The 12,941-nt window shown below is 31.2% G+C and carries 8 protein-coding genes; all 8 read right to left on the reverse strand.

Annotated features, from left to right (window positions below; all coding sequences use genetic code 11):
* Nucleotides 1-30: 30 nt before the first annotated feature.
* The 8 genes from IPM32_17765 to IPM32_17800 all read right to left on the reverse strand — a co-directional run bounded on the left by IPM32_17765 (nt 31) and on the right by IPM32_17800 (nt 12,939).
* Entirely contained in the window at nt 31-1,275 is a 1,245-nt protein-coding gene (locus tag IPM32_17765) for a T9SS type A sorting domain-containing protein (GenBank protein MBK8947097.1), read from the reverse strand.
* A complete protein-coding gene (locus IPM32_17770) occupies nt 1,276-2,376 on the reverse strand; it encodes a hypothetical protein (GenBank protein ID MBK8947098.1) in 1,101 nt (366 codons plus the stop codon).
* A 6-nt stretch (nt 2,377-2,382) separates the two neighbouring features.
* A complete protein-coding gene (locus IPM32_17775; protein ID MBK8947099.1) occupies nt 2,383-3,363 on the reverse strand; it encodes a PorV/PorQ family protein in 981 nt (326 codons plus the stop codon).
* A gap of 272 nt (nt 3,364-3,635) precedes the next feature.
* Nucleotides 3,636-6,440, reverse strand: a complete 2,805-nt coding sequence (locus IPM32_17780; protein MBK8947100.1) for a TonB-dependent receptor — start codon at nt 6,438-6,440, stop codon at nt 3,636-3,638.
* Nucleotides 6,440-7,975 (reverse strand): hypothetical protein, encoded by a 1,536-nt coding sequence (locus IPM32_17785; protein MBK8947101.1) that lies wholly within the window; start codon nt 7,973-7,975, stop codon nt 6,440-6,442. Before IPM32_17785 ends, IPM32_17780 begins: the two co-directional genes overlap by 1 nt.
* Before the next feature lie 49 nt (nt 7,976-8,024).
* Entirely contained in the window at nt 8,025-8,516 is a 492-nt protein-coding gene (locus IPM32_17790; GenBank protein MBK8947102.1) for a T9SS type A sorting domain-containing protein, read from the reverse strand.
* Between the two features lie 1,674 nt (nt 8,517-10,190).
* Nucleotides 10,191-12,266, reverse strand: coding sequence for a hypothetical protein (locus IPM32_17795; protein MBK8947103.1), 2,076 nt, complete (start codon nt 12,264-12,266; stop codon nt 10,191-10,193).
* Nucleotides 12,267-12,384: 118 nt separating this feature from the next.
* The gene (locus IPM32_17800) at nt 12,385-12,939 is read right to left on the reverse strand and encodes a 2-oxoacid:acceptor oxidoreductase family protein (protein ID MBK8947104.1); all 555 of its coding nucleotides are present in this window, start codon (nt 12,937-12,939) and stop codon (nt 12,385-12,387) included.
* Nucleotides 12,940-12,941 lie beyond the last annotated feature (2 nt).

A 12,941-nucleotide genomic window follows, 5' to 3' on the forward strand; every position in this document is an offset into this window, starting at 1 on the left:
TAAAATATTTTTCAATTTAATACTAAAATTCTACTTTAATAAAATCATTTTTTTTGTTGATAATTTATCATCAACTTGAAGAATATAAAAGTAAACCCCAGAAATTAAATCTTCTGCATTAAAAATTATTTCATAATTTCCGGGCAATTGAACTTTATTGAATAAAGTTTTTATTTCCCTTCCAAGAACATCATAAACCCTTAGTTGTAGAGATGCAAAATTTTGCGTTTCTACAGTACCAATTGAATATTTAATTGTTGTACTCGCATTAAATGGATTTGGATAATTCTGATTTAACACAAATTGATTTTTAATATTAGTATCAGATTTTATTGAAGTAAGAGGTTCAACTTTAAAATCTGCAAAAACCGGAAGATGATCCGATGAATAATAAAGTGCAGAAGCAATTTCATCTGAAACCGAAGTATTTGGAAACGCGCTAATTGCTTTGTTAAAATGATTTCCGTCATTACCAAAAGATTTGTAAGAATTAGGAATGTATGTAATTCCCCCAGTATCAATAATTGATTGTGAAGCAAGAATCATATCAAATCTATCATCAAGTCCGCCGGTTGAGCCTTCATCAGAGAGATTTGTTAATCTTGTAGACTGCGTATGAATTCCTCTGTAAGTTGAATTATTATGCCAATAACCAATTTGATTTATTGGATCTAAAAAATATCCCGAATTTGTTTTATCAACTAATTCTTGAAATGCAGGTTCGGTTGAATAATAAATATTTAAATCGCCGACTAACAAATAATTTTTACTTGGAAAAAATTTATCCGTAACATCTCGCAAAATTTTAACTTCTTCCAATCTTTTTTGTCTATCTGTTTCCGAATCACTTGCCTTTAAATGTGCAGAAAAAATAATTAATGTATCATTCGTATTTTTATGAACAAAAGTAAGTTTAGAAATATTTCTTAAAGCTGTATTAATAGGTTCATTATCTATAAAAGTAAAAATTGAATCTTTATAAAAAAGTGCATTATCTGTATCGTAACCATCAACAAATTCACCGGCTGTATAATTCGAATCTAAAACTTCATTTATAAATAATTCAACACCGAAAGCGCTTTCCATTTCTTGAACAACTAAAATATCCGGCTTAATTTCATAAATAATTTTCTTAAAATACGGATTTCGTGTGGAAGAAATTTTGCTTGGATAATTTAAAATATTATATGTCATTACTCGAAAAGTATCTTGAGCGAAAAAATTATTTTGAAAGAAAATTACAAAAAGTAAAAAGTAATATTTTTGTTTTTTCATTTAATCAATTTCAGTTGAAAGAATAAATCGTAAAATTCTGTTATTACCTGTATCCAATATGTACAAAGTTCTATCATAATGCGCAACGGCATGCGGCGATGACATAATTTCCGTTCCACCAAATGATTCTAATTCATCCCCAAATGAATTGAATTTGAAAACACTATCTTTTTCTGCATCTGCAACATAAATATTATTTGCTTCATCCAAAGCAATATCTTCCGGTTTACCAAATTTATTTACACTCATTAAATCGCAAGAAAATGCACTAAGTTTTGAAAGATACCCTTCAAAATCAGAATTAGAAATAAATTCCAACCACTGAACCTTAAAGCTATTATTCCCAACTAATGTAAGAATAACATCAGAACTTTTTGAATTTAAAGAAGTAAGCGAGCTAATTTGATTTGCGGATAAAATTCCCGTTCCTTCCGGTTCTAAGCCCGGAATTTTAAATAATGAAATTGTACCATTATTTAAAATTCTAACTCGAATTATTGTATTGTCTCTATCAACCGGATTTGAATTTGACGGACCTTTACGTGAAACATAAACTGAGTTATCGTAAAAAGTGCAAACTCCGGTGTAAAATCTATCAGTTCTGTTAAATGCAAAAGGATCAATACTTGGATTTTGAGGAAGAATTCTTTCCAATTTTGTGTTTGATAAAATATGCCCGGTTTCAACCAAATCAATTTTGTACAAAGAGCTAAAAGTTAAATTTTGATTATTAATTAAAGTATCAAACTCAGCAACGACAAATAAATTAAGCTTGTAATCTTGCGCAATTGCAATTGGCTTTTTAATTTTTTTTTCGCTTAAAATTTGTCCGGAAATATCAATCATTATAATTCTATCATTATCAGTATCAGCGACATAAATGAATAAATCTTTTCCAATTATCATGTCTTGCGGATTATTGAATCCGGTCCAATTTGGAAATTGCTGAATATAAAGTGTATCTCCAAAATTTCCGCCATTATCATTTTTAGAAATATTTAAATCATTAATATCAAATTTATCAGTGCAAGAAAATGCAATAATTATCAATCCTACAATTGCAGAAAATTTTATAATCGATATTATTTTTTTACTTAACATTTTATTTTACAAACCAAGAATTATGGAGAATCTGTGAGCTGAACCAAGTCGCTCAAAATTTACGAATGAATAATCCAAAGTAAAATCAGCAAATTCCGTATTCATATTTACACCCGCACCAAATGAAATATCTTGTTCATCAACATTAATTTTATAACCTCCGCGAATGAAAAACATTTCATGCCACGAATATTCAATTCCTGTTGATACATTTTCACTATTATCATTCGGATGATTAAGCTGAATTGAAGTTGTAATTCTATGATTTTCATTTTGATAAGGTTCTAAAGCAAAACCAATTCGAAACATTGTAGGAGGAGAAAATGATTGCCATTGTTCTTTTTTTCTTCCGCCGAATAAAATTACTTTTCCATCCGGAGCTAATTCATTTCCAAAATTTGTAATTGTAACTGCAAATCTTGTTGAACCCAAACCAGTGTAATAAAATGTTCCTAAATCAACTAAAACTCCTCGCATTTTTAATTTATCTAAAGTTTCTTCAAAATACCTAATTGTTGCACCAAAGCTGAATTGTTCCGTCATCTTTCTTGAATAAGTTGCAGAAATTGCAAAATCGCCAAAGGAAAAATATTCGCCGGTTCCAAACGGATTAACTTCCGTTGTAACTTTCATATCTTCCATATGAAGCGATATTAACGATATACCAACTGCATCATTTGTTGATAAATGATAACTTGCGCCAAGAAATTCATGACCAATATCTACAATCCAATTATTGTGTGAAAACATAATTTCATTTTTATTTGATAAAACCAATCCCGCCGGATTCCAATAAAGCGAAGAAACATCATTTGCAATTGCAACAAATGCATCTCCCATTGCCGTAGCTCTTCCACCAACTCCAATTTTTAGAAATTGTGCTGTAGAAATTCCGGCTCTCTGTCCGCCCAAAGTTGGAAAAAGTTGAGCATTCAATTCTATAACTGAGAGAAATATTAATAAAAGTATTGTAAATATTTTATTCATAAATTTTTTATAAATCACAAAAAGCAAAAATCAAATTTCTAATAAAAAAATTGTAAATGATAAAAATCAAATTTCAAACAAACGACAAATAACATATGTTAGAACTTAAATTTCAAACAAATTTCAAATTCAAAAAAAAGAAAAAACCAAACTTCAAATAATTTTCAAACTCAAAAACACAAAATACTACTTATTGTTATTCCCGAATGATAATATCGGGAATCCATTTTATTTTTATGGATTTCCGATATCGCGGGAATGACAAAATCTATTTAAAATTTTAAACTAACTCCAAATTTTATATTTCTTCTTGTTAAATATCTTGCCGGATTATACGGATAAGGATTTAACGGTGCTTGCAAATCCGGATAATTGGGATCATTCCAAGTTGATGGAGTTGCATCACCAGTTTCATAAGCTTTTCCCGTAACGGGATTTACAATTGCAGAATTATTAATATCAAATAAATTATTTACTTCTGTAAATACTGAAAAATTTAATCCGGCAAACTTAAAATATTTTTCTATATTCATATCGACCCAAAACCAATTAGCACCTACTGATTCTAAAATATTTGTTCTGTCATAAGCGTATTCCGGTCTGCCGTCCGTATCATAATTTCCGGTAAAAATATATTCCGTATAACGTTTCCCGGATTGATAAAATAATCTGAAATAAATATTTATATCATCTAAAATTCCAGGAGCAAAACCAAATAACGGTTCATCCTTTTCTATGTAAAAATTCATACTTCCGTTGAAAGTAAAAGGTCTATCCCAAGACATAAATTGTTCTTTAATTGATTCATCCAAATCGCCGCGTAAAATTAAAACTCCTTCTTCAGCCGATGAACTTTTTCCGGTTACAATTGCGTATGATAAAGACATCATTCCGTTAAACCATTTCCCGATTCTTTTTTTATACTCTAATTCAACGCCGCGTGATTTTGCATAATCCAAATTTGCGTAAGTTGTAAAAGATTGAGTTGCAAATCTTGGCGATGTAATTTTTGCGGTTCGCGTTCTTACATAATCAAAAATATCTTTGTAGTAAGCTGTAACTGTTAAAACATCATCAGTAGAAAATTGATTTTTTAATCCAAGTTCATACGCAACAGTTGTTTCTGGATTCAAATTTGGATTTCCAAAAGTTTGAAATGATGACTGCGCATTTGTTGGACTAAGTTTTGCATAAATATATTTTGGATTCGGCCATTTGCTGAAATGTCCGTATGAAAAAAATAAAACTTGATTATCAGTTACCGGATGTGAAATTCCCAAGCGCGGACTTAACCTTGCTTTGAATCTATTTCCGTTCAACCATTTAAAAGTATCTTCTTTATATTTTGTTCTTGTTTCATTTGGAATTGTAATAACATCCGGATTTTCAATTGCATCATCAACATATTTTCCAGGGAACCAATAATCTAATCGCATTCCGAAATTTAAAATCATTCCGCTGAAATTTATATTATCTTGAGCATAGAATGATCCTTTTGCCGGATGAACTTTGTAAATATCATTATTTAAACCAAGTTCGCCGATCCAAGGTTTGTAAATATCAATCACTTGCATTTCTTGAAAAACTAAATCGAAGCCGGCTTTAAATTTATTTTTTTCATCAAAAAAACTTGTAACATCACCTTTAAAAGAAAATTCATCAATGTAATGATCACGCCAAGTATAAGGATTTCCAACATCCCAAAATCCATCACCGGGAATTACGCCAATCGTATCAGTATCCAAATTATAATATTCAATCGGAAAAGTTACGATATCTTTCGGCTCAATATATTCGCTCCAATTTTTCCCATTTGCATCTGCCCTTAAGTTGGAGAAAAATTTATTAATCTTCATAGTATAGAAAGTACTTGAGTTTAATGTGTGAGTCCAAGTAAGAGAGTTATATGTATTGTTGTGAGTGAAAACATTTGCATTATTTAAATTATATTGAAACTCATATTGATAGCCCGGGCTTGGTTCAACATATTCTAAGTTTGATTGCAATGATTGAGAATTTTGATTTATACTTACCGACTGATTATACGAATAATCTAATTTCATAGTCGGCGAAATTGCATAAGTTAATTTTCCGAGCCAGAACCAATTATTTTCCGCACGCGGAGAAAATTTTGTTCCGTGAAAAGTTGAAGAATAAATTTGTGATGCTGTTGGTTTATAATAACCTTGAGTAATTCCATCGCTAATTCCCATATAAAAATTTGCGAAGAAAGAAAGTTTTCCCGGAATTTGTAATCCTAATTGTGGAAGTAAAAAAGTTGTTATTGGTTCCGGACCGCTAAAATTTGCTTCAGCAACATCCAAATTAAAAACGTATGAAGATGATTTATTTCCAAAATTATCCCGCTTGTAAGAAATTGCTCCGGAATATTTTTCTCCGCCTTCACGAGTCTTAACATTTATAACTCCGGAAGTTGCTTGACCAAATTCTGCATTAAATCCGCCCGTAATAACTTCAACTTCTTCAATTGCATTGGCGCTTAATTGCAAACCAAATCCGGTTCCGGCTAATGGATCTTGAACGGAAACACCATCTAATAAAAATGCATTTTCATAAGATCTACCTCCGCGGATATGAATTGCATTATCAGATTGAACAACACCAGCTTGCTGAGTAACAATATCTTTAACATTTTCAATTACTGCAACTTCAATTTCATCTCTTCCAATTGATTTTACACTTTGAGTTTCTTCCGCATCAACTAAAGGTTTTTCTCCAACTACAACAACATCTTGTTCCATTGTTAAAACAGTTTCTTCCATATTGATATCAAGCAAAGTTGTTTTGTTTGATAGAATTTCAATTCCGGTAAAAACCATTTGCTTAAAACCAATTAATGTTGCTTTAACTGTATATTTTCCGGGAGTGATTTTTTCAATTATAAAATTTCCATTGTAATCAGTTGCAGCGCCGTAATATGTTCCTTCAATTATAATATTTACGCCGGGCAAAGCATCTTTTAAATTTTTATCAATTACTTTTCCTTGAATCTTTCCGGTGTTTTGAGCAGAAATTATTGATTGAAATAATATTAATATTATGAGTATTTTCTTCATTAATTCAATCCAAACTCATTTACAAAAATTTGATTGAGTAAATTTCCAACATTTCCATTTGCATCACATTGATGAAGCGGAAGTCCGATAAAAAATAAATTTTTGGTATTATTTATCAAACCAATACTTCCGTTAATTTGACTGCTTGTCAAATCATAAACTTTGGATGCAGTAATTTCACTTACTTTAAAAGTTCTTACAAAGCCAATTGTGGATTGGGTTTTTAAGGTTGGATAATTTTCAAATTCCGTTGAAGGTAAAATATTTGCACCAGCAAACATAAAAGATAAAGTTTTTTTACTATCAAAACTTTCTATTGGTAAAAACGTTTGAGCAATTTGTGTTGAAAATTCAAAATTATCCGATGAATCTTGAAACGTCATTGAGAAGGCAATTTTTCCGCCATTCTGTAAATAATTTTGCGTTACTAAATTTGCTAAATCAATTCTCGGATTTGAACCGGAATACCAAAATATATATTTGAAAAGATTTAAAGTATTTTTGAATGTTATTGCTTCATAAGGAAACGAAATATTTTCCAAATCAAGTTCGTTGAATTTTCCTTCTGCAAAAATGTTAAAACTATTTCTATAAAATTCTGCAGCTTGAGTTCCGCCAATAAAATCATCAAGAATTAATAAATCTCCTTTTGGTTTTGAAACAAACCAAGTTCTGCTTGTATCCGGCAAAGGTAAAAATTTGGATTTTGATCCGCTTACATCAACACCGCGAATGTACATTCTATTAAAATTATCCAATTGCAAATTTTGAAGTTTTTGCGATTGCAGTTTATTTTCATCGGCATTAATAAAAATATTCATTTCGGGAATTGCGGAATTTACATCATCAACAATTATAGACACTAATCGCGTTGAACCATTGAACGAAACAAAATTGTTTGTATCATTTAGTGCAAGATGAATTTCAGTAATTGTCTCATTTCCGTCAAGATCAAATGCGTTCCATCCAATTGTCATAACTGGAAACGAAATTTCCGGAAGAACACTTAAATCATTCCATGTAATTTCCGGCGGCGAATTTTTAATTGGGAACTTTTGCGCTGCGGGTGTTTCATCAATTAATCCAAAATCAACAAACGGTTCACCATTATCATAAATTTTATTCCCATTTAAATCTGTAAAAGGTTCTGCACCAATATTTAAATTGTTAAAAATAACTTCATTATCATAAATTCCATTTCCGGAATTATCAATTGCGGAAATATAAAATATATAAGATGTATCTACGGTACCGATTGGGAGTGTAAATGTAGAATCATTTGAAGTTGTAAAATTCCAAGTTTGATTTATTCCTTCCCATTTAAAAATATAACCAATTACTAATCCGTCTTTGTCATCTCCCCACCAATGAACTTGGAGTTTACTTTTTTGCTGACTTATTTCAGAATCTGTATAAATAAATAAATGAGTTTCCGGCGATTGATTTTCAACCAGATTATCATTTATCGTTTCATCACAACTTGAAATTGCAACAATAAGAAACAATATAAAATATTTTAGTAATTTTTTTTTCAATTTCGTTTTTTTTGTAGAGACGCAAAATGTTACGTCTCTACATATTCAATTATTTTATTAACATCATTTTTTTTGTTTGATAAAAATCACCGGATTTTAAAGTATAGAAATAAATCCCGGTTGATAAATTTCCGGCATCAAATTTAACTTCATAATTTCCGGGAGTTTGAACTTTGTTAACTAATGTTTTTATTTCTCTTCCGAGTACATCGTAAATTTTCAAGGTAACACTCGAGTTAAAACTCGAAGCAACATTTGGAATTGAATAATTAATTATGGTACTTGGGTTAAAAGGATTAGGATAATTTTGTGATAAACTATAAACTTCCGGTACAACGTTTTCTTGACTGATATTTGTTACATGTCCTACGAAATCATCATTTTTTCTTGGAACAAGTTTATAATTACTAAATGAATAAAATAAAATTCCGGTAATGCTTTCAAAAGTATGCCCAGCTTCAATTTTAATTCCTTTGCCTTCCAATGCTGAATCCCACATATTATGATAGTCATGTGTTCCGTCTTGAAGCTCTAATCTCATTTGAACATTTGATGTATCTGTAATATAAATTTCGCCAAAATTTCTGCTGCCGCCGCTTCCTTCATCCGGTCCATCAGTTATGCCATCGGCGTTTGCATCAAGAATAGTTACATTATTAATTTTTACTAAAACGCCCTCATAAGATTCTGCCGGAAGTGATCCATCACTTGAAGAGCCAATATCCGCTGTTGAAATTAATTCTAATTCCGGATAAATTGGTGGAAACCAATCTGCTAATGAATATTCCACTTTTGCACCAATATCCAAAGTACCGATTCTTGTAACTCCGAAACTTTCATTTACAATTCCAGTTACAAATACATGTTCATTTCTTGGTGCTGCTTCAGCTTCAACTCCAAAAATTTGAATTCCGCTCCATGGTCCATTTTCATATCCTTGAATATAAACTTGCCGACCAATATTTGCACCATCACCTTGAATATCAGTCGTGTCAGCAGATACTTGTCCGCTAACAGTAACTTCATATCCATTATAACCACTATATCCGCTTCCGAATGGTGAATACTGAATATCACTAACCTTAAGTGGTCTATCTAAAACCATATAAAAATAACTTCTATTTATATTGGAAGGACTCGTAGAACTAAAATTATTTGAATCGGTTGCAGAAACATAATACTTAACCAAAGCAGAATCAGTTGAAGCCGGAATTGTTGCACTCCAAATTGAATCAGTTAAATTTGTTAAAGTCATATCTACCGAAACAAATGCTGCATCATTTTTACTGTAATTTAATTTTACACTTTTTATTCCCGAAGTTTTGTCTTCATCAACAACTTTTGCACTTACCACTACTTCTTCATTGAATTTCACAACTCCTTTATCTCTTATTACATCAGAAATATTCGGAGCACTTTCGCCATAAACTATATCATCTGGATAAACCGGATTTAACATAAACCAGCCGTATTGCCCGCCGGTTCTGGTTTCAATATAACCTCTTATTCTTGTTACATTTGTACCCGGAGTAGGTGGAATAAAACCACTTCTTAAATAATTTCCCTTGTTATAGATAACCATACTTGTATTATTTTCATCAAAAATTTTGAATGTACCAGAACCAACTGCACCGGGATCGGAAGTTGTTACGTTTTGAAATTCAACATAAACTCCTTCCCATTTTTCTGCAAGATAGTTGGGATTTGTTGTTCCTTTTTCAAACAATGAATCCAAAGTTAGAACAACTGGTTTTGGTCTTGCAATTTGACCAATCACATTTGATGCATCAAAACTAATTACATCTACTTCTGATGTAGTGAAGTACTCAACTACCTCTACTGTTGCCTTAATTATCATACCAGAATCAAGAATTGCAAATACTTCATTTGTTAAAGAACGATCTCTACAAAGAACTCCACCCCATTCCGGATTATTTAGATCTTGAAGAAAAATAGCTGGTGCGCCGGCAGCTAACATTTCACCATTTTCTGGATTTGCATTAAAATATGGTGAATTCATTACCACTCCGGTAACAATTACTGTATCGCCAGCAAGAGCTGGAATTGGTTCAGTATTTAAACTTCCATAATATAGAAGTGAATCATTTGGTGCAAAATTCACGTCTTTAATTGAAACTTCCGGATATGTTTGAGCAAAAATTTGATATGTTAATATTAGAAAAAAAAGTATGTTTCTAATTTTCATTTCATCCCTCTATTTTATTACTAAAAATTTTCCGCGTTTTATATTTCCATTTTTTTCATTTTTTACAGTAAATAAATATAAACCAGTTGCAATTGCTTGATCGTTTTCGGTAATTAAATCCCAAGCATGTTCACCACCAGACATTTGCTGTTTCCCATCTTTAGAAAATGTTTCAAACCATCTTAAATCAGATCCGTTACTTTGCTGATTATGATATATTTTTTTTACAATATCACCGGAAAGAGTATAAACAATTATTTCACATTCTTGAGGTAAATTGAAAAAGTAAATTTTTCTTAATCTCTCTGAATTTCCATCCCAGTAAGCTTCTCCGTAATATGGATTTGGATAAACTCCGATTTCCAAATTTTCATCTTCTGTTGATGGCGTTCCCGGAATAACTTTCTGCATATTTGCCAAAGGTCCGCTTTCCAAACTTTCCAAATTATTTTCTTTATCACCTTGATCAAATGCAGTAACTGAATAAATATATTGCCAGCCATTTAATTGATTTTCGATTTCAAATTTATACCAATACTCCGTATTATCACCTTCAAATGTAATTGGAGATTCTAATTCAATAAAATCAAATCCGGAGTTGAAACCTAATTCATTAATAGAACTATCAAATTCAGCAACCATAATCAAAGATGAATTTATATCTTGAGATTCGGTTAAATCATAACCGGGATTTGTTCTATAAATTCTGTATCCTTCAAAATCTTTTTTTGCAGAAATCGGATCAATTGATTGCTCTGATCTTTTATCCCAATAAATTGTTACAGATTGATTCTGCGAAATTACTTTTATTTTCGGTGGAGTTGGAGGTGCCGGTAAAATATATCTTGTAATTTTTCCGTTACCGTCCAAATCTTCATCTTCATCTAAAATATTATTTGCATTTTTATCTTCACCGTTATATGCACGTAAAGCCCAACTCGCATTTAAATAAAAATCCGATTTCTGCTCATCAGTATCAAATGAAGGTAAATCATTGCCAGTTTTTTTTGCCGCGACAATTGCAAAAGTTACATTCACAGAATCATTTGGAGCAAGTGAATTTTTAATTCCCGATGTTATTAACATTGAACGATTACTCGCAGATTTTATAGCATTCGGTTTTATTGCTTCATTTTCGCCGAATCTATTTGAACCACCATAATACCCAAGCATTTTTTGAAATCTTTGAACATCATTTTGTGGAGCAAAAAAGTTTGGATCAGTTGTATTTCTAAATTGCCAGTTTACAAAATTTATTCTTTCAATTTCTTTATCAGCTCCAAGAAATTGTATTCCAATATAACTATCTGTAAATCCAACATCACCGGTTGCATCAAATTCGTAAGCAATTTTTAACGAATCACTATATCCATTACCGCCTTTATTATAAAATGCGCTTCCGGTTCTTGGCGACGTGATATTTGTATTTCTTACTACTGTGTCAGTCCAAAGTCCAACATGTAAGCTATCCAAATATTTATTTGATGTATTTTTTACCCAATAATTTAGAATAACAAAAAAATCTGCGAATGGAAAATTCCATGCATAAGTTTCTTGGTGAATGCTAACTCCGAGTGGACGGTGATCTACAATTAATTCTCCATTGCTTAAGTTCGTGTTTGTATCAACAAAATCCATAACAAAATCTTGGTGAGAAATTGCTTTTGGATCGAAGAATTTTGAATCAAACAAAGATGATCTTTCTCTTACAATACTTCCTTGATTGTTTGTAAATTCAAATCCACCACCGCGCGCAGAAACTGAAGAAGCATCAACAGCTCCGGTTGTAACAAAAGGACCTAATTTATTATTGCCATTTTCATCACTTAATAATCCTCCAATCCAAAGACCACCGTCAAAAATATGTTCAATTCCGCTTCCTATTGGATATTCACAAGAGGGCTGTTCCGGCCAAAGACTAAAACCATGACCGTAAGTTCCAAAGTTAGTTACTGTTAAGCCAATATTCCCAACATTTGTAAATTTGGAATTATCATCATCGGCAACTTTACTTAAGATTTGCTGATCTGTTTGGGAGTGAACAACATATTGGAAAAAAAGAAGAAAGAATAAAATTTTGTACATGATTTATTAATTTGATTAAAACGGACTTTAAGATACAATCAAACGAAATTAAATTCAAATTCAAAAAAAGAAAACCCGTACATAGAGTACGGGTTAAATTTAAATGATAGAAAAATATTTAAATTGTTACCGAACTTTCTTCTACCATTTCCATTCCTCGTCTGAGTGCTTGCTCATTGAGCGGAATTAAGTTATGATATCTTTCCGGAAGAACTTTTTTTAATCCTTCTAAAATATTTGCTATTTCTATTATTGGTCGTTTTTTCAAAAATCCGCCAAGCATAATCATATTCATAATTTTAATATTTTTCATTTTCGCTGCTTCTTTAGTTGCATCAATTCCGATAATTTCAATATCACTTCTAGTAGGCGGATGTATGACATTATTTGCTTCGTATAAAAGTAATCCGTTTGTTTTAACAGCTTTTTCAAATTTATCAACGGAAGGTTGGTTTAATGCAATCACAGTATCAAATTTTGAAATTATTGGCGAGCTGATTTTTGTATCACTAATTATTGCAATACAATTTGCAGTTCCCCCGCGCATTTCGGGACCATAAGATGGCATCCAGCTTACTTCTTTATTTTCAATCATTCCGGAATAACATAAAATCATTCCCATTGATAAAACACCTTGTCCACCAAATCCGGCAATAATAATTTCTTCTGTCATAA

The sequence above is a fragment of the Ignavibacteriota bacterium genome (assembly GCA_016716225.1).
In the GTDB taxonomy this organism is placed as follows: domain Bacteria; phylum Bacteroidota; class Ignavibacteria; order Ignavibacteriales; family Melioribacteraceae.